The following is a 22,985-nucleotide window of genomic DNA, read 5'->3' on the forward strand; positions in this document are numbered from 1 at the left end:
TCCAATGAAACTACAAAAATTAATGTTTTATACGCAATCTTGGTATATTAAGCTTTATGGTAAGCCTTTGTTTGAGGGGGGGTTGAAAGATGGCAATTTGGTCCGGTGCTACCGGAAATTTACCATGAGTTCAAACCATTTGGTTCTCGAATTATCTCTAGTTTTGGTACTGATATATGGGGGAAACAGCAAATTATTAAAGAAAGTGATAAAGATACTCTGTTGTTTTTAGATAAGATCATTGAAATATACGGTAAATTTGATGGACCTCAGTTATCTTGGATGACTCATCAACCTGAAACGGCATGGTCTATGGGACGTTTAGGAAGTGTTATTACTCAAGATGAGCTTTTTAATGGAAAAGTATAATAATGTCCAGTATTGAGAATATAAAAACAGAATTTGAATTTAATTATGTTCAAAAAGGTGAGGCTGGTATCGAAAGTCCACCTTTTTTATTGCCTTCAAAATCATCAGTAGCCAAGGCTGGCGATTATTTAAGAAAAATATCTCAAAGCAATAATGAAGAAATAGATCAAAAAAAATTAATACGCTTTATTACTATACTAGAAACATATAGAAGTTACCACTCATATAATATTTCAGTTTTTGAAAGACTACTGAATAAGAAAATTCAGAGATTAAATCTATATGATAAATGTATCATATCTTCGCGCTCAAAAAGGTTTTCTTCAATTATACAAAAATTAAAAAGATTTCCTGATATGAAATTATCTCGAATGGGAGATTTAGCTGGAGTTAGAATAATTTTAAAGAATATGGATGCATTGAGAGTGTTTGTTAGTGATAATTCAAATACAATCTGTGAACTTAGGAAGGAAAATTTCTTCTGTTATGTAAATAAAACGCATGGTTATATAGAAACTCCTAAAAAGATGGGTATAGAAGTGTACATCAAGTATTTGAAGATAAAAATTATAAACTAAAATTAGAGTTGCAAATTAGAACTCAGTTACAACATGAGTGGGCAACCATAGTTGAAATATTGGGCTCTTTGATGAAAACATCATTTAAAGTTGGACAAGGTGATGAGGGAATAAGATTATTTTTGAAATTATGTAGTGCATTATTTTCTTATCAGGAAGATACTCCAATAATAGAAGAGTTTAATAATTTTTCTGTTGTGCAAATATGTGAAAAAATAAAAGAGTTAGATTCAAAATTAGGTGTAATAGATAAACTAAAAAGCGTTAGTGCTATTGATGTAGAACATAACCCTAGTGCAGCATATTATTTGTTAATATTAGATTTAAAAAAACATAATACTGAAATTAAAACTTTTAATGAGAATGAGAAATTTAAAGCTGAGCAGGTATACTCCCATTATGAACAAGATTCTTTTAAGAATGAATTTCTTGATGTGGTGCTAGTTTCGGTTGATGATGTAAACCAATTAAAAGATGCGTACCCTAATTATTTCTTAGATACAACTAGCTTCATAAATAGAATGGAAAACTTACTAATGAATAGATAGTAATTTTTTTGTTGCATACACTTCGTTTCTCCAAATAATTTCAAGTCCAATTCCCGTACTTGCCCTCGGCTTTTAAAGCCTATAAAGTGCGGTCGTTTTTTCCGGCGTTTTTCACCCCACCAAGGCGTTCTGTAATCTTCCCTTATGTTGCACTAACACGGCTTCCGCCTGCGTTTTATCCAATCCGCTTAACAACATCATGATCGCGAGTTTGGCATTGCCGTTGGTGGTGTGTAGGGTTTGTTCAGCGGTGGTGGCATCGCAGTCGGTGGCTTGCATGACAATGCGGATGGCGCGGGCTTTGAGTTTTTGGTTGGTGGCTTGCACGTCCACCATCAGGTTTTGGTAGCATTTGCCGAGGCGGATCATGGCGGCGGTGGTGAGCATATTCAGCACCATTTTTTGCGCTGTGCCGGATTTTAAGCGGCTGGAGCCGGTGAGAGCTTCAGGGCCGACGGCGGTGGTGATGGCGATGTCCGCGATATCGCTCATAACAGCGTTCGGGTTGCTGACCAAGGACACTGTGGTTGCACCGAGCTGTTTGGCGTAGTTCAAGCCGCCGATCACATAAGGCGTGCGCCCGCTGGCGGCGATGCCCACCAACACATCTTTAGCGCTGAAATTGATGTGGCGTAAATCCTGTTCTCCTGCGGCGGCGTTGTCTTCCGCACCTTCCACCGCGTTACGCAACGCTGTTTCCCCACCGGCAATTAACCCCACCACCATGCCGGACGGCACGCCGAAAGTAGGTGGGCATTCGGAGGCATCCAACACGCCAAGGCGACCGCTGGTGCCGGCGCCCAGGTAAACCAAGCGTCCGCCCGCCTGAAATGCCGCCACAATGCGTTCTACCGCCTGTGCGATTTGCGGCAGATTTTTTTCCACCGCCACCGCCACCAATTTATCTTCCTTATTTAATAGGGTGACGACCTCCAACGGCGACAGGGAATCAATGTGCATGGTGTTCGGATTGCGCTGTTCGCTTAACATTTTTTCGAGGCTGTTTACTAAATTTTGTTCGCTCATGAGATCTTCTCCGCAGGAAAAATGGCGCCCAAACTGACCGCACTTTTTGCGCCGGTCACGCTTGGCAAATTGGATGGCAGGTTGTGAATGCGACGATAGGCAAGCCAGGCGAAGGCGGTGGCTTCCACATAATCTACATCTAAGCCCGCGTCGTTGGTCGGACGGCATTGCCAATTTGGCAGTAGCGCTTGCAGGCGCTCCATCAGCAAGCCGTTTTTCGCGCCGCCGCCACACACCAATAAACGGCGCGGCAGTTCGGTTTTAAGCTGATTTAATGCAAGGACAACGCTTTGCGTGGTGAATTCCAACAAGGTGGCTTGCACGTCTTGTGGCGGCATCTCGCCTAAAAGTGCGGTCGTCTTTACCAGCGTTTTTTCAAGCCACGCAAGGTTGAACAATTCGCGCCCGGTGCTTTTCGGCGGCGGCAGTTGGAAATAAGGCTCTTTCAGCATTTCCGCCAATAATGCCGACCGCACTTTTCCGCTGCGCGCCCATTGCCCGTCGGCGTCGTAGGATTTGCCCAGATGGCGGTCAATCCAACCGTCCATCAAAGCGTTGCCCGTGCCGGTGTCGTAGCCGATAATCGGCTGATGGGGAAACAGCACAGAAATATTGCTAATACCGCCGATATTCAATACCACCGTCGCCCAACGTTCATCATAAAACAGCGCTTGATGAAAGGCGGGCACCAGCGGCGCCCCTTGCCCGCCGAACGCCATATCCTTACGCCGAAAATCACCCACCACGTCAATACCGGTGCGCGCGGCAAGCAGATGCATGTCGCCGATTTGCAGGGTAAACGGGAAATCCCCCTGCGGCGCGTGCCACACGGTTTGCCCGTGGCAGCCGATGGCTCGGATGTGCTGTGGCGGTAGGTTGTGGGTGGTGAGGAAGCGGTTGACGGCGTTGGCGTATAACAGGGCTAAACGCTGATCCAGTTCGCCCAGTTGCTGTAATGTGGTGGTGCCGTGAGAAACTAATTGCAATAAATCTTGTCGTAAATGCGTCGGCATTGGCGTGAATTGCCCGGCAATGAATTGCGGTTGTTCGGTGAATGCCATCAGGGCAACGTCCACACCGTCCAAACTGGTGCCGGACATGATGCCGAGATAATATTCCTGTTGCATATTGCGGCGTATCCTTAACTTAACTCGAAATTGCAAGAATGATATACTAGCGCGCAATTTTTAGCGAACAAAAGAGACATTTTTTATGACAACTCAAGCACTCAGCGTAGTAATTCTGGCCGCCGGCAAAGGCACCCGTATGTATTCCGATTTGCCGAAAGTGTTGCACCCTATTGCGGGCAAACCCATGGTGAAACACGTCATCGACACCGCTAAACAACTCGGCGCGCGCAATATTCATTTGGTTTACGGACACGGCGGCGATTTAATACAACAACGCTTGGCGGGCGAACCGGTGAACTGGGTGTTGCAAACGGAACAACTCGGCACAGGTCATGCCATGCAACAGGCGGCGCCGTTTTTTGCCGATGACGAAAACATTTTAATGCTCTATGGCGATGCGCCTTTGATTACTAAAGACACCTTGGAAAAACTCATTGCCGCCAAACCGGACAACGGCATTGCCTTGTTAACGGTCGTGTTGGACAACCCGACGGGTTACGGTCGCATTTTGCGCGAAAATGGCAATGTCGTTGGCATTGTGGAACAAAAAGATGCCAACGTGGAACAGCTTAACATTCAGGAAGTGAACACCGGCGTGATGGTGTCCGACGGCGCATCCTTCAAAAAATGGCTGGCGCAGCTGGATAACAACAACGCGCAAGGCGAATACTACATGACCGATGTTATCGCCTTGGCAAATCGCGACGGTTGCCAAGTGGCGGCGGTGCAAGCGGTGGATTTAATGGAAGTGGAAGGCGCGAATAATCGCCTGCAACTGACCGCACTTGAGCAATATTTCCAACAAAAACAGGCACGCGAATTATTGCTGGCGGGCGTGATGTTATTGGATCCGAACAGCTTCAAACTGCGCGGCGAATTGAGCCACGGCAAAGACGTGGAAATCGACATGAACGTGATTTTAAACGGCAAAGTGCGGTTAGGAAATCGGGTGAAAATCGGTGCAGGTTGTGTGTTGACTAACTGCGACATCGGCGATGACGTGGAAATCAAACCGTATTCCGTGCTGGAAGATGCCTCCGTAGGCGCCAATGCCGCCATCGGACCGTTCTCCCGCTTACGTCCGGGCGCCGACTTGGCGGAAAACACCCACGTGGGCAATTTCGTGGAAATCAAAAAAGCGTACATCGGCAAAGGCTCCAAAGTGAACCACTTAACCTATGTGGGCGACGCGGAAATTGGCAAAGATTGTAACATAGGCGCAGGCGTGATCACCTGTAACTACGACGGCGCCAACAAATTCAAAACCACTATCGGTGACAACGTGTTTGTCGGCTCCGACAGCCAACTCGTCGCCCCGGTCACCATCGAAAGCGGCGCTACCATCGGCGCAGGCTCCACCATCCGCTACGACGTCAAACGCGACGAACTGGTCACCACCCGCGTTCCGCAAAAACACGTCCAAGGCTGGGAAAGACCGACGAAGAAAAAATAATCCATTGATTTGAATAGAAAAGAGCAACATAGCTTGGCTGTGTTGCTCTTTTTTTTTTAGGGAAATGCCGGACATAAAAAGTGCGGTGAAAATTCACAGCGTTTTTCAACCGCACTTTGGCTCGGGATGCGACCCAATTTGCATTACAGAATTAATCTTGTAGTGCTCCGCTATTAAACATTGGCAAGCCCATGGTTTTCAGGCTGTCGTGATAGATTCCCAATAAATCTTTTTCACTCACTTTTTGTAATTCGTCTAACGGTTTGTCTAGCGCCGCCACCGTTTCGATTTTGATGTTTTGCGGACCGGATTCCAAGGCGGCGATTTCAAACAACGCCTGACCGCGCCGCACATGGCTACCGGAGCTGATGAGGGAGGCGTGTTTGATATGGTGTTTCGCCAAGGCGTAACGGGAAAATAACGCATTTTCCACCGTTGAACGGGCGTAATTGTCGGCATAAATGCGTTTGGCATCGATGCCTTTGTTAATCAGCCATTGTTTCATTAATGCCCCTTCCGTACGATTATTTTGCGGCACGCCGCCGGTGACAATAATCAATGCATCAGGATTTTGTTTGGCGATTTCCAAGGTTTTTTCCAAACGCTGAATCAAAATGTCGTGCATACTGCCGTCCGGATTTAACGCATAACCCAAGGTAATAATGGCGGAATCCGCCGGCAATTTATTCGCCAATTTATCGCTAATCGGTTGGCTTGCGGCGTTATCAATAATCTTGAAGACCTGCTCCAGTTCCGCTGCTTTTTGCGGTGCCAGCGCTTTTAAGCGGGTGAAGTATTTGTCGGTTTCCCCTTGGTTTTGTTTAAAACGATTCCACGCGGTTAAATAAATATGTGCTTTCACATCATCAGGCGCCACCGTGAGCACTTTTTGGTAAAGCTCGATGGCTTTGTCCGTATTGCCGTTGTAAATGTTGGCATTTGCTGCGCCGAACAGAAAATCAACGCGGTAAGGTTCCAATTCATAGGCTTCCAACAAAATCGCGGCAATGCGTTCCATGTTGCTTGGCAATTTTGCGGTAAAGCCCGCATTGGACACCCGCGCCGGTGAATTTTGGATTTTCACCGCCTGCGCGATTAAATCATCCACCACCTGCCGTTGGGTGAGTAACTGTTGATAGTTTACCTGCGGTTCCAACACGGCTAACGGTTGTGTATTTGCCATGGTATTAAAAGCTAACGCGGAAATCATGGCAAACAATGAAATTTTTAAGGTTTTATTCATCTGATTCTCCTTGGATTGGTGTTTATAAAGATAGTGTATTGCAATTGCATTTAAAAACCACGATTTAGATCACATTTTGAGGTTTTTCTGTGTGAAAAAACGCCATGATGATCATGGCGTTTGGGTTCCCTTTCACTTTATTTCACTAACATCTTCGGCACCTCACCAAAGCCCGCCGGTAGCGGTTGGTTGGAGATCAGCAGATCAAATTGTGCCAATTCGCCGATATAGGCTTGTTGGATTTTATGCACTTTATGGTGATCAAAAACCAAAATGGCCAGTTGGGTTTTTGCCATGGCTTTTTGCTTCACTTTCGCTTCATCCACGCTAAAGCAGGTCACACCTTTTTTTATATCGATACCTGAGGCGGAAATAAAGGCTTTGGTGGTGCAAATGGCGTCCAGTTCGCTGTGTAATTGCACGGAAGTCAGGAAAGAATTGTGGCGCGAATAATGTCCGCCGCACAGAATCACTTCGCAGTGCGGTTTGTCCTGCAACGCCATAAAACTATTGATGGAGCAACAAAGTGCGGTGAATTTTATCTGCGGATCGATTTGCGAAATGATAAACGGAATGGTGCTACCGCAATCGAAGAACACGGTATCTCCGTCCTTGACGAGATTGGCGGCGAGTTTACCGAGCCACATTTTTTCCGTAATGTGGCGCGTTTGTTGGTCAAAAATCTGATAATGATTGCCGCTTTTTTGTGGGTTCATCACGATATAGCCGCCCAATAACACCACATTGCCGCTGTCGGAACTTAAATCCCGACGTAAAGTCATTTCCGACACATCAAGCATTTGTGCCGCGTCGCGCAGATGGATTTTATCTGTTTGTTTGAGCAAAAATTCCAGTTTTTGTACCCGTGAGGTTTGTTTTTTCTCCATGCTGTGCTGTCTTTCCTAACGTATTGATTAATAAGGGCTGCCGGAGTCCTGTAAGCCGTGAATAATGGCGATGCCTGCGCTGGCGCCGATACGGGTTGCGCCCGCTTCAATCATGGCTAACGCGGTTTGCGTATCGCGAATCCCGCCGGAGGCTTTTACGCCGATGTTACCCACGGTTTGTTTCATTAACGCTACATCTTCCACGGTGGCGCCGCCTTTATTGAAACCGGTAGAGGTTTTCACAAACGCCACATTTAACCCTTTGCAGATTTCGCAGGCGCGTACGATTTCTTTTTTGGTTAGCAGACAGGTTTCCAAGATCACTTTTAACGGCGTGCCATAGCAGGCGGCAAGTACGCCCTGAATATCCGCTTTTACCGCGTCCCACTTACCGGATTTAATCCACCCCACGTTGATCACCATATCGATTTCATTGGCGCCGGCGGCAATGGCTTCTTTGGTTTCAAAGGCTTTCACGGAGGTGAGATTCGCTCCCAACGGAAACCCTACTACCGTACAAATTTTCACATCGGAACCGGCAAGTTTTTGTTTTGCCAACGGAATATGGCAGGAATTAATACAAACGGAAAAGAAATGATGTTCAAGGGCTTCATCACACAGTTTCAAAATATCTGCCTCGGTTTTCTCGGCTGTGAGGGCGGTGTGGTCGATATAATGGGCGATTTGTTTTGCGTTCATTGGTAACTCCTTACTGCAACAATTAATTAAGGGAATTATAGCGAAAATAAATTTTAGGAACGTGATCTGTATAACATTTTTGAGGTTTTTTATTGGGTAGGGGGATTTTTGTGAGATTTGTAACAGTGAGGAGAAAGAAAAGTGATCTACCCTACCAAAAAAAACTGGACACCTAATTTGAGGTGCAGATTATGTCTTACTCTTACCAATTTCGTTTAAAAATTATCAAGCCGGTCACCGAGCAGGATTTCGGTATATGAGAGGTGGCTAAATTTCATCAGATTTCTCGTTCTCAAGTCATTTATTGGAAAAGCCTTTCGTGAAAGAGGGCTTGATGGCGTAAAATCGCCTTATACAAACCTAAAACCTCCAAAATTCTGAAACCCCAAATGAAAAGAACGCAGATTGAAGTGGCTGAAACAAGTGACTTTTCACCACAAGCCTTTAAAAAACTGAAACGGGAACCCGCCCTTGCAAAAGCGGAGATTGATTATCTGAAAAAGTTAGGGCAATTGGACGATCAAAAACGATGGCAGAAAAAAGAAAAGTCATCAAAAAGTTAAAGGAAAAGCAAGGTTATAGCCGGGGGAATTTCGGCATTGATGGACTTAGCGAACCGAGAAATTATTGTCTATAATTTTGCTACGCGCCCAAAGTTTTGTTTGATAAAAAAGGTATTAGAAGAGGGGCTTCGCCGTCTTAAGCCGACAGGCTGTCGGATTATTCACAGCGACCAAGGTGTGTGGTACGGCAGAATGAGTGAATATGTTGGAAGGGAAAGCCATACAAAGCATGAACCGCCGAGGAAATTGCTACGACAATGCCGTGATTGAAAGTTTTTTGCTATCTTGAAATCAGAATGTTTTTACTCACACACTTACACGTCTATTGTTGAATTACAGGCCTAAATGCTTATTTTACACCGCACTTTGGTGATTTCTAATTACTTGGTTTTTATTTAGCACCATTAATCTATGGGATTGGGATTTTTTGGGCTGGTTATTAAAGTATAGGGGCTGTACTAGATAACTAGACTACTGTTTTACCAGCGGGGATCATCTGAATTATCACTGATGAACCTTGTTAATGCCAGGTTTCTATAATTCACTACTTAGTTCGTATAACTAAAATCCAAAGTGCCTATAAAAATGGTAGTAATTAGAAGGTCTTTGAACACTATAAAAAGAAGTCGGGCAGCTTATAAATTTAACCCCATGCAAGTGGCAACCATCAAAAGATGATAATAGCTAAGAATGTGAAAATTTGTTGTAAACCGCGCGTCTATGATCTGCACCCCAAAAGTTGGACAGATTACTAACCCTAAGTTAAATATTGAGCTCTCTACTGTACAGGCTCAAATTGTTTAACTTAGGCTTAATGCACTCCTCGTTATAATAACGAATAGATTCATATATCGCCCGTTTTGACTCATCAATGTTTTTAACTCGTTAGGAATAAAACACTTCTACTTCAACGTGCTGAAAAAAACGCTCTATCACGGCATTGTCATAGCAATTTCCACGCCGACTCATGCTCTTCTGTATGGCATAAGGCGAATCATCATCCCGAATCAACATCTTACTCTCCACCCAAAGTTCGGTCACATCCGTCACCCATTTCTCCTTTAACTTTGTAGCAGATAAAAGTTGCGTTGCAGTAAATTTGGTGCAATACGGCTCGTTTCCCCGCGTTCTTACGTCGTTTCACCTTCACACAAGAACGTATCCCCAATGCCCGCATGTGCGACAACACCGTTTTGCCACTGAGGAATATTCCTTCTTTTCGCAGTTTTATCCGAATCATTCGATACCCGTCGCGCCCTTCGTTTTGCTGATAAAGGGCTAAAATACGTTGACGAATGCCACCGTGGTCTTTGGGTTTCGGCGTGTAATAGAAAGTCGAACGGGGGAGACCGATAAGCTTCAATACGGTGTTGAATGCCGACCTTTTAACGCGTTGGCGATATTCCTTTTTTCTGTCGGGCTTTTTGTTCGTCCAGCTCCTTGAACTTTTTTAAGATGGTGTTCTCCGCTTCCAAATATTCAATGCGTTTTAGTAACGCTTTGATATTTTGAGGATTATCGTAAAGTGGCGTTTCTTTTCGCTTTGGCATTTTCGCTTTTCTCGCTGTGGTGTGTTGACGATGTAACCCATTGATACCGTATTTTTCAAAGCGTTGCAACCGGACGACAACGGAAGGATGGGTGGCGATATGGAAGTGCTGTGCGGCTTCGCGAATGCCCCAATGTTCTTCTAAGACAAGCTTGACAGTGTGATATTTGAATTCGATTGAATAATGCTTACCCATAAAAATCTGCATCTTATTAACTAGTTGGGTGTAGTGTCCAACTTTTGGGTGCAGATCATTTTTTTAGTTAAAAAATTATCTAATTCATCAAACAAATATAATGCCCCTCTAGGAAAACCCTTAGAAGCAAAGGCTCTATTTCTCATTGATTGCGTATATTCCATTTGTTCAATTCTCAATCTAATCATTTATCAAATAGTAAAACACTACCACTACTAAAATCGACCGCACTTTAAGCCACAATCTTCAAATGAAATTGCGGTAAAGCACCTTGCACGGATTGCTCTACAAAATCCGCCCATGTTTGTAATAGCTGAAATCGTTGTTTTAATCTCTCCCCTCTGTCATACGCGGCTTTTACTCGCTTAATGGCGGCGTTTGCCGTTTGCGTGTTACCAACGCCAATCGTATAACTAAAATTCAAGGCTTTGGTAGTATCTTATAGGAACGCTTAGGAAATAAAAAAGCCCTTGAGGTTAATATTTTCAAGGGCTTTTAGGTTTTGTAAAGTTTGCTTTGGACTATGTTTTGGTGGAGCTGGGGGGAGTTGAACCCCCGTCCGAAATTCCTCTGCCGTTAGCACTACACGTTTAGTCCGGTCTTTAAATTCACTTAATCCTGCGGACGGACACGCGACAATTAAGCTAGTTTGATTTAATTTAATGCTTCGATCCTCAAACGGTGGCTTCCACACGAGCTCGTTTTGGTTTGACTCCGCTTTATCCCCGTCTTACGAGCGGAAGCTGGGGAGCGAAGGCTAAAGGCAGGTTATTAAGCTGCTAAAGCGTATTGTTCGTCGTTTGCGACTATTTTTTTGCGGTTTATTTACGAGGCCTACCGCACCTCGACGTGCACTTCGGGCTTCGCTAATCCCGTCGAATCCAGAATCAGCCCCAAATTGCGCTAATGATAGCAAAATATAGCGTTAAATGAAAGATAGTAAACCTGCCGTACTTTATGCTGATAAATATCATATCCTTAAATGGTAAGCAGATGAGCCATCTCTCGGGATCTTAATAGCGCATGGGATGTCGATCGTGTTAATAAATCAGAAAGTGACATGGTTTCCCCTTTTCATTTTGTGGCGACTTAATTTTCTGCGTAATTATTAGACGATTTGTGATGCGCTAATCCGTTTTATTTTTCCGCCGGCGTTTTGTTCGCTTCAACTGCGCTATTTTCTCCGGCAGTCACTTTGGTTTTTTCATCTATTTTGACGTTAATATTGTGATCCACAATCACGTTCATATTGATAGTAATGCCTTCTTTGGGCGTATCAAGCTGAATGGTTGGTGTGCAGCCGGCAAGCGCCAATATGGTGGCGGTCAGGCAAAAAAAGTGCGGTGATTTTTTAAGATGTTTTTTCATTGTTCCAAATGTCGGTAAAGTCGATATTGCAAATTCTGTTCAAATTGCGAGCCGTAGTCAATCATATTCCACAGCTCAAACATATTTTCTTGGTGAGTGTAATTCAGGGTGATCGGGCTACGTGTGCGCTTGGTCGGGTTGAACGCGGTCAGGCTGGAATGTAATTTCATTTGCCCGTCTGGCGCAAGATTCAAGTTGGCACGGGATTTTTCCAATTCCATTTCTTTTAATAAATCCACTAAAATGTTTTCCGTCCAGCCGCCCTTTTTTAAGCCGGTGACGATTTCGTCGTTGAGTTTAATATGCAGGTTATTTACCTGTTCAATGGTGCCGTTACAGATCAGGCATTCCTGGTGTCCGAGCCAAAACGGCAAGGTGGCATTGACCCTTCCGCGCAGGCTGATTTGATTATATTGCGCCATGTTGATGACCTGCGCCAAGTCGATATTCTTGAAACTCAAGGTTGCTATTTTTTGTTGCGGGAAACTTAAACTCGGAATTTGCAACTCACCGTCAAAGACATTTATCCGCGCATTGCTCAAGGTGAGTGGCGATTTTGCTGAATTTGGGTAGGTCCCGAACAGGTTGAACACCGCTTTATTCATCAACAGCGCACCTTTACGGATATTGTTTGCCGACACACGAATAGGTTTGTTGCGCGAGGCTTTCAACGCCAGATCCTGATAATTTAACGGAAAACGAATATTCAGCCCTTGAATTTCGCCGTCGGGCATGGTGATTTCACCACCGCGCAGGTTCAGTTCACCGTGCAGCGCCACTCCGTCGCCGTTAATAACGAAGTTGCTGGCGCCTTTGATGGTGCCTTGGTGGATAATCCATTCCCATTGTTGCGGAAACAGCGATTGGAATACGTTGGCGGATTGCTCCTTCCAACCGATTTGTCCCGTCAGCGTCTGATTTTGATAACGGGCAGTAAGATCTAATGGGCCGAGCGAACCGGCTTTCAACTCACCGGCGATGGTAAAATGATTGATACTTTTGCCGTTTAGTCCGACGCCGAACACCGGCTTTACAAACCACCCGCCGTAGTCAAATTCGATCCAGTCGGTTTTTGCCTGCATCAACCCGCGGATATGCTCTTTTTCATAATTCCAACGCAGTCGGTCTTTCAGCTCCAGTGACAGCGGTGCCATTTTTACCCCACCGGTATATACGTTGCCGGAATGCGCCGAAAGTTGGTTCAATTCAATATAATTCGCCTGCCAAAAGCCGATGCCTTGCATGGTGACGGCAGTTTTTAGCGCTTTCCATTGTGCGCTGCCGCTAATCGTCCAATCCCACCGGTTTGCCGCACGCATTTCTGCATTGTGCAGATTTTGTTGTTCGTCACGCAATTCAAAGACGGTTTTAATGCCGGCGATGAACTCGTGTGCCTGTCCGTCCAATTTCAAATTGAGGTTCTCAAATTGCGGGGTGAAGCCTTGCAAAGTTGCCTGTAGCCGTCCTTCCAGTCCATAGCGCCCGATTAACACATCGTCCAACGGCAGGCGAACATGAATTTTGGCATCCGGTTGCAGGTTATCCATTTTGAAAATTGACCCAGGGCGGAATTGCAAGATCGGATCGCTGAATGTGCCGCCGATATGATAATCCAGATTGGTTTGCGCGACGGTATTGTTATAACGCAGATCGCCGCGGGTTTTCAGGTCAAAGTTGAGTTCGTTCTGCTGCGTACCGCCGCCAATTTGTCCGCCTTTACCGGCAAACACGATTTCACCCTTGCCTTGTTCGCCGAAGGTTTGCAGAATGACATCCAAATCAATATTGAGCGGAAACCAGTTATCCTGCGGTTTGCGCAATGTCAAACCAAGGAAGCCCTTCACCGGCTGATAACCGTCGAAGGTCCAATAAAATGTCCCCCAGCTGACTTCCAAACTGTTTGGGGTGAGAATAAAAGGCACGTCAAGCAATGGCTCGCTGCGTACCAAATCCTGCGCATTGATTTGTCCTTTCTCGCCATCCCAAGTCCATTTGATTTCCCCTTTCGCCACAACAAACTCGGGATTTTGCCAGTTCAGCGTAATCTCGCCGCGAGGTTTCAGGCGCAATAATTCATTATTCATTTTTGTGGAGAACGTCAGGTGATAGGCTTGTTTTTCTGTGGGTTGAAAATCCGTTCGTCCCTGCCAGTGGAACTGCCCGTTTTGCGGCGTGAGGGTGGAACGGTGTTGCAATATCAGCGTCCCATTCTTTGTAGCTTCCTCTGTGGCTTCAGTGTTAATTTGCAGCCGCTTGCCGTCATAATTTGCCACGACGCTAAGGTCGGCGGTGATTAGCTGATTTAACAACGGTTGGGTGACGTTTTCGGTATTGAGTACCTTTAGGTGTTTGATTACCACTTCTGCGGTAGGCAGGGAGGAAAAAAGTGCGGTCAATTTTGGCGATGTTTTTCCATTGTCGTTGATATGCAGGCTGTTCAGGCAGGCATAATCCAGTGTCGCCTGTTCTACTTCAAGGCGACGGGGAGCCCACCAATTCAATTGAATGTTGTTGAGGGTCACGAGGTTGCATTGTGTTGCGCCGAGGCGTAATTGGGATACTTGTAAACCGTCCATATTAAGCGAACGCTCATTGCCGATTTGCAGCGTATAACCCGGCGCTAAGAAATAGTTGGCAAGTTGTTCCAATTGTTGAGACGTAATCCACCACGGTAGAGAACCGATCCCCGCCAAGATGAATAACAGCAATAAGAATAGCCAACGTTTTCCCACGATTACCTCATTAAAATAACATTACTAAGACCACAGAAGCGCCGAAAATTTTAAGCGGAATACCCGAAAAGTGCGGTCATAAAAAACGGTGTTTTTTTGAATAGACTAACTCATTTGCGTAAAGAAATCGCGAATCCCCACCAACATATTGTTGATAGCAACCGCTGCCAGGATTAATCCCATCACTCGACTGATCACCGCCGCACCGGTGTTGCCGAGCCAGCGTTGAATGCGATTTGCCGCGAGGAGCAAAAGGTAAGTGATTGCCAGAACGGACAACATAATTAAGGTGGTCATGGTTTGGTCGAACAGGCTGAAACGGTGGTTGTCGGTTAGCAACACAATCGCCATCATCGCCCCCGGTGAGGCGATGGACGGCACAGCTAACGGATACACCGCCAGTTCGTTTAAGTTGGAGGACAGCTTAATTTCCTGCTCCGCCTTGCCCTCACCGAAAATCATAGTGAGCGCGAATAACAATAGCACCAGGCCGCCGGCGATTTGGAAGGCGGTCAACGGAATTTGCATGGCTTCTAACAGTGCCTGTCCGGCAATGAGGAAGAAAATTAATATTCCGGCGGAAATCATGACGGCTTTTAACGCAATCTTGCGCCGATCTTCCACCGATAACCCGACGGTTTTCGTTAAGTAAACGGGAATGGAACCGATGGGATCGATAACCGCCCACAGTACGACAAATTGAACGATAAGAGAATCAAACATTGGCAACCCCAAGAAAAAAGTGGAAAATAATGCGCGTATTTTTATGACTCAATATCTTATATTAAATTCATTCTAAACCAATGCTTTTTTTCATTAACTTAACATTAAAACGTGGTTTAACCACCTTGCTCGAAAATGCCAACGCTACCATCAACCCCGGACAGAAAGTCGGGTTGGTCGGAAAAAACGGTTGCGGTAAGTCTTCTCTGTTCGCCTTGCTGAAAAATGAAATGAGCGCCGAAGGCGGCGAAATGTCTTTTCCGCCGAATTGGGCATTGGCATGGGTGAATCAGGAAACTCCCTCGCTGGATTGCCGCGCCATCGATTATGTGATTCAGGGCGATCGCGAATACAGCCGCCTGCAACAGGTATTACAACAGGCGAATACCGCCAATGACGGCAATGCTATCGCGGTGTTGCACAATCAGTTAGACGCCATTGATGCTTGGACCATTGAAGCCCGTGCCTGCGAATTATTGCACGGCTTAGGTTTCACCCAAGCGGAACTGGAACAACCGGTGAAGGCCTTTTCCGGTGGTTGGCGGATGCGCTTGAACTTGGCGCAGGCGCTGATTTGTCGCTCTGATTTATTGTTATTGGACGAGCCCACCAACCACTTGGATTTGGACGCGGTGATTTGGCTGGAACGTTGGTTAAAGCAATATCCCGGCACCTTGATCCTGATTTCGCACGATCGCGACTTTTTAGACCCTATTGTCGGCAAAATTCTACACATTGAACAACAAAAGCTGAACGAATATACCGGCGATTATTCTTCTTTCGAACAGCAACGGGCGACCAAATTGGCACAACAAAACGCCATGTATCGCCAGCAACAACTGAAAATCGACCATCTGCAACGTTATATCGATCGCTTCAAAGCCAAAGCCACCAAGGCGAAACAGGCGCAAAGCCGCATCAAGGCATTGGAGCGTATGGAAAAAATCGCGCCGGCGTATGTGGATAATCCGTTTCATTTTGAATTTCGCGAACCGTTGTCGCTGCCCAACCCGTTATTAATGATGGAAAACGCCTCGGTAGGCTACGGCGAGGGCGAAAAAAGTGCGGTGGAAATTTTAAGTAAAATTAAACTCAATCTGGTGCCCGGCTCGCGCATTGGTCTGCTGGGGAAAAACGGTGCGGGGAAATCTACTTTAATCAAATTATTGGCGGGCGAAATCGCGCCTACCGGCGGCACCATTCAGTTGGCAAAAGGCGTACAGTTGGGCTATTTCGCGCAGCACCAATTGGATACGTTGCGCGCCGACGAAAGCGCCCTGTGGCATTTACAAAAAATTGCCCCGCAACAGACGGAACAGCAACTGCGCGATTATTTGGGCGGATTTGCGTTTCACGGCGATAAAGTGAATCAACCGGTTGCTTCTTTTTCCGGCGGCGAAAAAGCGCGTCTGGTGCTGGCGCTCATCGTGTGGCAACGCCCGAATTTGCTGCTGCTGGACGAGCCGACCAACCACTTGGATTTAGATATGCGTCAGGCGTTAACGGAAGCCTTGGTGGATTATCAGGGCTCTTTGGTGTTGGTGTCGCACGATCGCCATTTATTGCGTAACACAGTAGATGAATTTTATTTGGTGCACGATAAGCAGGTGGAGGAATTTAAAGGGGATTTGGGCGATTATCAAAAATGGCTGAACGAACAAAACGCCCAACCGACCATCACAAAAGCACAAACCGCGCCTGTTGAAAATGAAAACTCCGCCGCTAATCGTAAGGAACAAAAACGCAAAGAAGCGGAATTGCGCCAACAGCTCGCGCCGTTACGCAAACAGGCAACGCAGCTGGAAAATCAAATGGAAAAGCTGGGCGCGCAGTTACAACACATTGAAACAGCGCTGGCGGATCCGAATGTGTATGATGCCGAAATGAAAGCAAAACTGACCGCACTTTTAAACGATCAGGTGCAGACGAAAAAGCAACTGGAAGAAGTAGAAGCGGCATGGTTAGTCTTGCAGGAAGATATGGAAAACATCACAGCACAAGCATAATAGAAGGCGGAATAACGGCAAAATAATTGCGTTTTGGAAGCCGTATCACAGAATTTTTAAAAAGATCAAAATTTCACTTGATACTGTATATCGATACAGTTATTATAAGCGCGAATTTTTGATAATGATTTTCCCCGAGGTATAAAAATGGCAACTCAAGAAGAAAAGCAAAAAGCACTCGACGCGGCGTTAGGTCAAATTGAAAAACAATTTGGTAAAGGCGCCATCATGAAACTCGGCGACAGCCAAAAACTGGACATTGAAGCGATTTCCACCGGTTCTTTCGGTCTTGACCTAGCACTAGGCATCGGCGGTTTGCCGATGGGGCGTATCGTGGAGATTTTCGGGCCGGAATCTTCAGGTAAAACTACTTTAACCCTTTCTGTGATTGCGGAAGCGCAAAAAACCGGCAAAACCTGTGCCTTTATTGATGCGGAACATGCTTTAGACCCGATTTATGCCTCCAAACTCGGCGTGGATGTAAAAGAACTTTTAGTTTCCCAGCCGGACAACGGCGAACAGGCGCTGGAAATTTGTGATGCGTTGGTGCGTTCCGGTGCGGTGGATGTAATTATCGTTGACTCCGTTGCCGCCTTAACGCCGAAAGCGGAAATTGAAGGCGACATGGGCGATTCCCACATGGGATTACAAGCGCGTTTAATGTCTCAAGCATTGCGTAAACTTACCAGCCAAATTAAAAACGCCAACTGCTTGGTGATTTTCATCAACCAAATTCGGATGAAAATCGGCGTGATGTTCGGTAATCCGGAAACCACCACCGGCGGTAACGCGTTGAAATTCTATGCCTCCGTGCGTTTGGATATTCGCCGCGTGGGTTCTATCAAAGAGGGTGATGAAGTTATCGGTAATGAAACTCGTGTGAAAGTGGTGAAAAACAAAGTGGCGCCACCGTTCCGCCAAGTGGATTTCCAAATTCTGTACGGCGAAGGTATTTCCAAAGAAAGCGAACTGATTGAGCTCGGCGTGAAACATAAACTCATCAGCAAAGCAGGTGCGTGGTACGCTTACCAAAACGAGAAAATCGGTCAGGGCAAAACCAATGCTATGAAATGGTTGAAAGACAATCCTGAACAAGCCAAATTTATCGAAAGCACCTTGCGTGATGAATTGTTGGCACATCCGGAATCTGCCATCACTGCGGAAGTAGAAAACGAAGCGGGTAATGGCGAAGGCGATTTCGAATAAGGTGTGGTTATACATAAAAGTGCGGTCGAAAATGACCGCACTTTTTCTATCGGCTTCCTCAATAATGACAAGTAACACAATATGTCTTCTCTTGCGCTCAATTATGTGATGAATTTACTTTCCCGCCGTGAATACAGCGAGTTTGAACTGCGTTGCAAAATGCAGGAAAAAGCCTTTTCCGAAAACGACATCGATCAGGTAATTGCCCATTGTCAGCAAAAAAACTGGCAAAGCGATGTACGATTCACGGAAAGCTATTTGCACAGCCGTGCCCAGCGGGGTTATGGTGCCAATCAAATCAAACAGGAATTACGCCAGTTAAAAGGGGTTGAAAGCGCAACCATTGAATCGGTAATGCGCGAATGTGAAATTGATTGGTCCGAGTTGGCGTTAACCGTATTACGCAAAAAATTTCCCGATTACAAAGCAAAACAACCGCCGAAGATGCGACAAAAGATCTGGCAATATATGCTGTCGCACGGTTTTCATGGCGATGATTTTGCCGATTATGTGGGATCGGAGCCCGATGAATTTGATTAACACCACCTTAAAACTGACATTCCGCCGATCTGGGCGTAGAATGACGACGATGTAACAAACTAATTAAGGAGAAAAAATGACTAAAATAATTCATACCGATAAAGCACCGGCAGCCATTGGTCCTTATGTACAAGCGGTGGATTTAGGCAATTTGGTGTTGACATCCGGACAAATTCCGGTCAATCCGGTAACAGGCGAGGTGCCGAAAGAGATTGTGGCGCAGGCCCGTCAGTCTTTAGAAAACGTAAAAGCCATTATTGAACAGGCGGGTTTGAAGGTTGCCGATATTGTGAAAACCACGGTGTTTGTGAAAGACTTGAATGATTTTGCTGCGGTAAACGCCGAATATGAGCGTTTCTTCAAAGAAAACAATCACCCGAACTTCCCGGCGCGTTCTTGCGTAGAAGTTGCCCGCTTGCCGAAAGATGTGGGCTTGGAAATTGAGGCGATTGCGGTAAGAGCCTAATTTCATCACGAATAGATGAAACAAAAAACCACCTCTGATGAGGTGGTTTTTTATTAAAGTGCGGTCAGAAATTAGAGTATTTCTTTTGCCTTGGCGACGACGTTACCCACCGTAAAACCAAAGAGTTTGAATAATTGGTCTGCCGGTGCAGATTCGCCGAAGCTGTGCATACCGATGATTCGGCCGTTGAAGCCGACATATTTGTACCAGAAGTCGGAAATTCCGGCTTCAATGGCGACACGTTTAGTCACGGCGACAGGCAACACGGATTCGCGATAAGCTTCATCTTGTTTATCAAACACGTTGGTGCTTGGCATGGAAACCACACGAACTTTTTTGCCTTCCGCGGTTAATTGTTCTGCTGCTTTCACTGCTAATTCCACTTCAGAACCGGTGGCGATAAAGATCAGTTCCGGCGTACCGGCACAATCTTTTAAGACATACGCCCCGCGCGCCACATTTGCCAGTTGCTCGGAAGTGCGGTCCATCTGCGCCAAGTTTTGGCGGGTAAAAATTAAGGCGCTTGGACCATCCGTTCTTTCAATCGCCGCTTTCCACGCAATGGCGGATTCCACTTGGTCGCAAGGACGCCATGTGTTCAAGTTAGGAATTAAACGTAATGCCGCAGTTTGTTCTACCGGTTGGTGGGTCGGGCCGTCTTCGCCTAAGCCGATGGAATCGTGGGTGAACACAAATAAGGAACGTTGCTTCATTAGGGCCGCCATGCGAATGGCGTTGTGGGCGTATTCCATGAACATCAGGAAGGTGGCGCCGTAAGGAATGAAGCCGCCGTGCAAGGCGATACCGTTCATGATCCCCGCCATACCGAATTCGCGCACGCCGTAGTTGATGTAGTTACCATCAACGTTTTGGGTGGCACGGATTGGTTTGGAACCGGACCAAAGGGTTAAGTTGGAACTTGCCAAGTCGGCAGAACCGCCCAGTAATTCAGGTAAAATTTTGGCGTAGGCTTCAATGGCATTTTGTGAGGCTTTGCGGCTTGCAATGCTTGCCGGATTGGCTTGTAAATGCTCAACAAATGCTTGAGAGTCTTTTGCCCAGTCGGCCGGCAGTTTTTTCGCTATGCGGCGGGTGAATTCAGCCGCTAATTCAGGATAGGCTTTGGCATACGCGGCAAATTTTTCATCCCAGGCTTTTTCCCATTCCGCGCCTTTTGCTTTGGTATCCCATTGCGCATAAATGTCCGCCGGAATTTCAAACGGGGCATAATCCCAATGTAACGCTTTGCGGGTTAAAGCGATTTCTTCGTCGCCTAACGGCGCGCCGTGGCTGTCATGAGAGTTGGATTTATTTGGTGAACCGAAACCGATAATGGTTTTACAGATAATTAATGTTGGTTTGGCGGTTTCCGCTTGCGCTTGTTTGATGGCTTCGGCAATTTGTGCCGGATTGTGACCGTCGATTGCCGGAATCACTTGCCAGCCGTACGCTTCAAAGCGTTTTTGTGTGTCGTCGGTGAACCAGCCGTCAACGTGTCCGTCGATAGAGATATTGTTGTCATCATAGAATGCGATTAATTTACCCAAACCTAAGGTTCCCGCTAAAGAACAGGCTTCGTGGGAAATCCCCTCCATTAAACAACCGTCGCCTAAAAAGGCGTAAGTATAGTGATCAACGATGTTATGACCGTCACGGTTAAATTGACCGGCAAGGGTTTTTTCCGCAATTGCCATCCCCACCGCATTACTAATGCCTTGACCTAACGGGCCGGTGGTGGTTTCGACACCGGGGGTGTAGCCGTATTCAGGATGGCCCGGTGTTTTGGAGTGCAGTTGACGGAATTGTTTTAAATCTTCGATGGATAAATCGTAACCGCTGAGGTGTAATAAGCTGTAAATCAGCATGGAACCGTGTCCGTTGGACAGCACAAAACGGTCGCGGTTAGCCCATTGCGGGTTGGTCGGGTTGTGGTGTAAAAAATCACGCCATAATACTTCGGCGATATCCGCCATGCCCATAGGTGCGCCCGGGTGACCGGATTTCGCTTTTTGTACCGCATCCATACTTAAAAAACGAATTGCATTGGCGAGTTGTTGACGATTTGACATTATGCCTCCTGATGTGAATAAATTTTGCAAAAATAGAAAATGCTTATAAAAAAGTGCGGTCGGATTTCCCGGCGTTTTTAAAATACCGAAAATTCCCACCGCACTTTTGCTCAAGACATGACTAACGAACCATTACCATTTGGACAGTAACATTTCTTCCAATTTGCCTTGGTCAACGGCAAATTTGCGAATACCTTCCGCCAGTTTTTCTACCGCCATGGCATCGCTGTTATGTTGCCAATAGAACTCGGCTTCGGTTAACGGCTGCGGTTTGGCTTTCACTTCCCCTTGGAAATCTAATTTTCTGACAACGGCATTTGGCGTTTCGTGTAAGATTTTCAATAATGGCGGTGCGATGGTTAAACGGTCACAACCGGCTAATTCGATGATTTCGCCGACATTACGGAAGCTGGCGCCCATGACCACTGTTTTATAGCCGTATTGTTTGTAATAATTGTAGATTTTGGTGACGGAAATCACGCCCGGATCTTCAGCCGGTGCGTATTCTTTCTTATCGGAATTGGCTTTATACCAGTCTAAAATACGACCGACGAACGGCGAAATTAAGTAAACACCGGCTTCCGCACAGGCACGGGCTTGGGCTTCGGAGAATAATAGGGTTAGGTTACAGTTAATGCCTTCTTTTTCTAAAATTTCCGCGGCACGGATACCCTGCCAGGTGGAGGCGATTTTAATCAAAATACGGTTTTTGTTAATGCCTGCCGCCTCATAAAGGGCGATAAGTTTTTTGGCTTTCGCAACGGTGGCTTGCGTGTCATAAGAAAGACGGGCATCCACTTCGGTAGAAACACGACCCGGCACCAGTTTTAAGATTTCTAAGCCGATGTTTACCGCTAATTTATCTTCCGCATCAATAAGTTGTTGTGATTTATCTTGGCTTTTCTGTTTGCCGTAAGTAATGGCTTCATCAATCAGTGCGGCATATTGTGGAAGTGCTGCTGCACTAAGAATCAGGGACGGGTTAGTTGTCGCATCTTCCGGTTTGTATTGGCGAATTGCATCAATATCGCCGGTATCGGCGACCACAGTAGTAAGTTCACGAAGAGAATCTAGCTGGTTAGTCATAATTTATTCCTTTTATTTGTTTGAATTTGAGAGGTGGAAAACGAGTTGATTATCAGAAAACCATCATATCCGTGGCAAAAAACTATCGGAAATATAACCGTATTTGATACAGAAAGCAACTTTAAAATACCTTTATAAAAGCGCGTTTCACATAATGAAATTAATAGGTTTTATCTTGTTAAATTAATGTTAAATATTTGTGCTTTTTAGCGCGGTTAGAACTGTATAATGCGCAAATTATTAACAATTGAAAAAAAGTTCAATTTTTTTCTAAAAAAACTATTGCAAAGAATTAGTAAATACCTATAATACGCGGTCACAACGACGCGCCGTTGTAGGTTTTTATAAACAGTGCGTCGTTTTTTGTTCTTTAACAATCAATCATACAAACTGTGTGGGCACTTATAGATTCGTTTTAGATAATTTTAAGATTGAACTTAATAGGTGCCGGAAGATTCGTTTATTTATATTATTTATAATAGATTAATTAAGTCAGCTATTGAGGGATTAAGCTTTTTGAATTGAAGAGTTTGATCATGGCTCAGATT

Annotated in this window: 21 protein-coding genes, 1 other RNA gene and 2 pseudogenes; 9 read left to right on the top strand and 15 right to left on the bottom strand. The window is 45.6% G+C overall.

Features of this window, described 5'->3' with window-relative positions; all coding sequences use genetic code 11:
- Positions 1-105 precede the first annotated feature (105 nt).
- From A3CS_RS1000000112315 to A3CS_RS0108735, 3 genes are all read left to right on the top strand, one after another.
- Entirely contained in the window at positions 106-369 is a 264-nt protein-coding gene (locus tag A3CS_RS1000000112315) for a SocA family protein (RefSeq protein ID WP_233115657.1), read from the top strand.
- 2 nt (positions 370-371) lie between these two features.
- The gene (locus tag A3CS_RS1000000112320; RefSeq protein WP_231097664.1) at positions 372-947 is read left to right on the top strand and encodes a nucleotidyltransferase family protein; all 576 of its coding nucleotides are present in this window, start codon (positions 372-374) and stop codon (positions 945-947) included.
- 71 nt (positions 948-1,018) lie between these two features.
- Entirely contained in the window at positions 1,019-1,495 is a 477-nt protein-coding gene (locus A3CS_RS0108735; RefSeq protein ID WP_005546347.1) for a hypothetical protein, read from the top strand.
- Between the two features lie 111 nt (positions 1,496-1,606).
- On the opposite strand, the gene murQ is transcribed toward A3CS_RS0108735, so the two are convergent.
- The gene (gene murQ / locus A3CS_RS0108740; RefSeq protein WP_005589152.1) at positions 1,607-2,521 is read right to left on the bottom strand and encodes an N-acetylmuramic acid 6-phosphate etherase; all 915 of its coding nucleotides are present in this window, start codon (positions 2,519-2,521) and stop codon (positions 1,607-1,609) included.
- A complete protein-coding gene (locus A3CS_RS0108745; RefSeq protein WP_005546351.1) occupies positions 2,518-3,648 on the bottom strand; it encodes an anhydro-N-acetylmuramic acid kinase in 1,131 nt (376 codons plus the stop codon). Before A3CS_RS0108745 ends, murQ begins: the two co-directional genes overlap by 4 nt.
- Before the next feature lie 85 nt (positions 3,649-3,733).
- Here A3CS_RS0108745 and glmU point away from each other — a divergent pair, with 85 nt between their 5' ends.
- Entirely contained in the window at positions 3,734-5,104 is a 1,371-nt protein-coding gene (gene glmU / locus A3CS_RS0108750; RefSeq protein WP_005546352.1) for a bifunctional UDP-N-acetylglucosamine diphosphorylase/glucosamine-1-phosphate N-acetyltransferase GlmU, read from the top strand.
- A 151-nt stretch (positions 5,105-5,255) separates the two neighbouring features.
- Here glmU and A3CS_RS0108755 read toward each other — a convergent pair whose 3' ends face one another.
- From A3CS_RS0108755 to deoC, 3 genes are all read right to left on the bottom strand, one after another.
- Positions 5,256-6,347: an ElyC/SanA/YdcF family protein gene (locus A3CS_RS0108755; RefSeq protein ID WP_019518416.1), complete on the bottom strand. Its 1,092-nt coding sequence runs from the start codon at positions 6,345-6,347 to the stop codon at positions 5,256-5,258.
- Positions 6,348-6,484: 137 nt separating this feature from the next.
- The gene (deoR, locus tag A3CS_RS0108760) at positions 6,485-7,234 is read right to left on the bottom strand and encodes a DNA-binding transcriptional repressor DeoR (RefSeq protein WP_005546355.1); all 750 of its coding nucleotides are present in this window, start codon (positions 7,232-7,234) and stop codon (positions 6,485-6,487) included.
- A gap of 27 nt (positions 7,235-7,261) precedes the next feature.
- Positions 7,262-7,933, bottom strand: coding sequence for a deoxyribose-phosphate aldolase (gene deoC / locus A3CS_RS0108765; protein ID WP_005546356.1), 672 nt, complete (start codon positions 7,931-7,933; stop codon positions 7,262-7,264).
- A gap of 191 nt (positions 7,934-8,124) precedes the next feature.
- On the opposite strand from deoC, the pseudogene A3CS_RS1000000112480 reads away from it, so the two are divergent.
- Positions 8,125-8,496, top strand: a pseudogene (locus A3CS_RS1000000112480) (transposase).
- Positions 8,497-9,381: 885 nt separating this feature from the next.
- Here A3CS_RS1000000112480 and A3CS_RS1000000111970 read toward each other — a convergent pair.
- The 8 genes and pseudogenes from A3CS_RS1000000111970 to A3CS_RS0108800 form a co-directional block, all read right to left on the bottom strand.
- Positions 9,382-9,546 (bottom strand): hypothetical protein, encoded by a 165-nt coding sequence (locus A3CS_RS1000000111970; RefSeq protein ID WP_005574894.1) that lies wholly within the window; start codon positions 9,544-9,546, stop codon positions 9,382-9,384.
- Entirely contained in the window at positions 9,512-9,736 is a 225-nt protein-coding gene (locus tag A3CS_RS1000000112330) for a hypothetical protein (protein ID WP_233113447.1), read from the bottom strand. The genes A3CS_RS1000000111970 and A3CS_RS1000000112330 overlap by 35 nt, the downstream gene beginning before the upstream one ends.
- A gap of 145 nt (positions 9,737-9,881) precedes the next feature.
- Positions 9,882-10,241, bottom strand: coding sequence for a helix-turn-helix domain-containing protein (locus tag A3CS_RS0108785; RefSeq protein ID WP_005546357.1), 360 nt, complete (start codon positions 10,239-10,241; stop codon positions 9,882-9,884).
- Between the two features lie 232 nt (positions 10,242-10,473).
- A pseudogene (locus A3CS_RS1000000111680) lies at positions 10,474-10,605 on the bottom strand (integrase); the annotation flags it as partial.
- A 165-nt stretch (positions 10,606-10,770) separates the two neighbouring features.
- Positions 10,771-11,136, bottom strand: a transfer-messenger RNA (tmRNA) gene (ssrA, locus tag A3CS_RS1000000111685).
- 242 nt (positions 11,137-11,378) lie between these two features.
- Positions 11,379-11,609, bottom strand: a complete 231-nt coding sequence (locus tag A3CS_RS0108790) for a YnbE family lipoprotein (protein ID WP_005548515.1) — start codon at positions 11,607-11,609, stop codon at positions 11,379-11,381.
- On the bottom strand, positions 11,606-14,341 hold the full coding sequence (locus A3CS_RS0108795; RefSeq protein ID WP_005589144.1) for a YdbH family protein: 2,736 nt from the start codon (positions 14,339-14,341) through the stop codon (positions 11,606-11,608). The genes A3CS_RS0108790 and A3CS_RS0108795 overlap by 4 nt, the downstream gene beginning before the upstream one ends.
- 105 nt (positions 14,342-14,446) lie before the next feature.
- Entirely contained in the window at positions 14,447-15,064 is a 618-nt protein-coding gene (locus tag A3CS_RS0108800) for a MarC family protein (protein WP_005568493.1), read from the bottom strand.
- A gap of 80 nt (positions 15,065-15,144) precedes the next feature.
- Here A3CS_RS0108800 and A3CS_RS0108805 point away from each other — a divergent pair, with 80 nt between their 5' ends.
- The 4 genes from A3CS_RS0108805 to A3CS_RS0108820 all read left to right on the top strand — a co-directional run bounded on the left by A3CS_RS0108805 (position 15,145) and on the right by A3CS_RS0108820 (position 19,282).
- Positions 15,145-17,070 carry an ABC transporter ATP-binding protein gene (locus A3CS_RS0108805; protein ID WP_005589143.1) on the top strand — a complete coding sequence of 642 codons (1,926 nt, stop codon included), beginning with the start codon at positions 15,145-15,147 and terminating at the stop codon, positions 17,068-17,070.
- 147 nt (positions 17,071-17,217) lie between these two features.
- A complete protein-coding gene (recA, locus tag A3CS_RS0108810) occupies positions 17,218-18,276 on the top strand; it encodes a recombinase RecA (protein ID WP_005544399.1) in 1,059 nt (352 codons plus the stop codon).
- Positions 18,277-18,357: 81 nt separating this feature from the next.
- Positions 18,358-18,816 carry a recombination regulator RecX gene (gene recX, locus A3CS_RS0108815; protein WP_005548507.1) on the top strand — a complete coding sequence of 153 codons (459 nt, stop codon included), beginning with the start codon at positions 18,358-18,360 and terminating at the stop codon, positions 18,814-18,816.
- Between the two features lie 76 nt (positions 18,817-18,892).
- Positions 18,893-19,282: a RidA family protein gene (locus A3CS_RS0108820; RefSeq protein WP_005568497.1), complete on the top strand. Its 390-nt coding sequence runs from the start codon at positions 18,893-18,895 to the stop codon at positions 19,280-19,282.
- A gap of 71 nt (positions 19,283-19,353) precedes the next feature.
- Here A3CS_RS0108820 and tkt read toward each other — a convergent pair whose 3' ends face one another.
- Both tkt and tal read right to left on the bottom strand, forming a co-directional pair.
- Positions 19,354-21,351 carry a transketolase gene (gene tkt, locus A3CS_RS0108825; RefSeq protein WP_005574886.1) on the bottom strand — a complete coding sequence of 666 codons (1,998 nt, stop codon included), beginning with the start codon at positions 21,349-21,351 and terminating at the stop codon, positions 19,354-19,356.
- 132 nt (positions 21,352-21,483) lie between these two features.
- A complete protein-coding gene (tal, locus tag A3CS_RS0108830) occupies positions 21,484-22,437 on the bottom strand; it encodes a transaldolase (protein ID WP_005544407.1) in 954 nt (317 codons plus the stop codon).
- Positions 22,438-22,985 lie beyond the last annotated feature (548 nt).

It is taken from the genome of Aggregatibacter actinomycetemcomitans DSM 8324 (assembly GCF_000372365.1).
GTDB classification, from domain to species: domain Bacteria; phylum Pseudomonadota; class Gammaproteobacteria; order Enterobacterales; family Pasteurellaceae; genus Aggregatibacter; species Aggregatibacter actinomycetemcomitans.

What these genes read in the sequence shown, in the direction of transcription:
- A3CS_RS0108820 (WP_005568497.1), top strand. Translation starts at nt 18,893, where the DNA reads ATGACTAAAATAATTCATACCGATAAAGCACCGGCAGCCATTGGTCCT.
- A3CS_RS0108735 (WP_005546347.1), top strand. Translation starts at nt 1,019, where the DNA reads ATGAAAACATCATTTAAAGTTGGACAAGGTGATGAGGGAATAAGATTA.
- A3CS_RS1000000112330 (WP_233113447.1), bottom strand. Translation starts at nt 9,736, where the DNA reads ATGATTCGGATAAAACTGCGAAAAGAAGGAATATTCCTCAGTGGCAAA.
- tkt (WP_005574886.1), bottom strand. Translation starts at nt 21,351, where the DNA reads ATGTCAAATCGTCAACAACTCGCCAATGCAATTCGTTTTTTAAGTATG.
- A3CS_RS0108805 (WP_005589143.1), top strand. Translation starts at nt 15,145, where the DNA reads ATGCTTTTTTTCATTAACTTAACATTAAAACGTGGTTTAACCACCTTG.
- deoR (WP_005546355.1), bottom strand. Translation starts at nt 7,234, where the DNA reads ATGGAGAAAAAACAAACCTCACGGGTACAAAAACTGGAATTTTTGCTC.
- A3CS_RS0108755 (WP_019518416.1), bottom strand. Translation starts at nt 6,347, where the DNA reads ATGAATAAAACCTTAAAAATTTCATTGTTTGCCATGATTTCCGCGTTA.
- glmU (WP_005546352.1), top strand. Translation starts at nt 3,734, where the DNA reads ATGACAACTCAAGCACTCAGCGTAGTAATTCTGGCCGCCGGCAAAGGC.
- tal (WP_005544407.1), bottom strand. Translation starts at nt 22,437, where the DNA reads ATGACTAACCAGCTAGATTCTCTTCGTGAACTTACTACTGTGGTCGCC.
- deoC (WP_005546356.1), bottom strand. Translation starts at nt 7,933, where the DNA reads ATGAACGCAAAACAAATCGCCCATTATATCGACCACACCGCCCTCACA.
- A3CS_RS0108785 (WP_005546357.1), bottom strand. Translation starts at nt 10,241, where the DNA reads ATGGGTAAGCATTATTCAATCGAATTCAAATATCACACTGTCAAGCTT.
- recA (WP_005544399.1), top strand. Translation starts at nt 17,218, where the DNA reads ATGGCAACTCAAGAAGAAAAGCAAAAAGCACTCGACGCGGCGTTAGGT.
- A3CS_RS0108790 (WP_005548515.1), bottom strand. Translation starts at nt 11,609, where the DNA reads ATGAAAAAACATCTTAAAAAATCACCGCACTTTTTTTGCCTGACCGCC.
- A3CS_RS0108745 (WP_005546351.1), bottom strand. Translation starts at nt 3,648, where the DNA reads ATGCAACAGGAATATTATCTCGGCATCATGTCCGGCACCAGTTTGGAC.
- murQ (WP_005589152.1), bottom strand. Translation starts at nt 2,521, where the DNA reads ATGAGCGAACAAAATTTAGTAAACAGCCTCGAAAAAATGTTAAGCGAA.
- A3CS_RS0108800 (WP_005568493.1), bottom strand. Translation starts at nt 15,064, where the DNA reads ATGTTTGATTCTCTTATCGTTCAATTTGTCGTACTGTGGGCGGTTATC.
- recX (WP_005548507.1), top strand. Translation starts at nt 18,358, where the DNA reads ATGTCTTCTCTTGCGCTCAATTATGTGATGAATTTACTTTCCCGCCGT.
- A3CS_RS1000000112320 (WP_231097664.1), top strand. Translation starts at nt 372, where the DNA reads ATGTCCAGTATTGAGAATATAAAAACAGAATTTGAATTTAATTATGTT.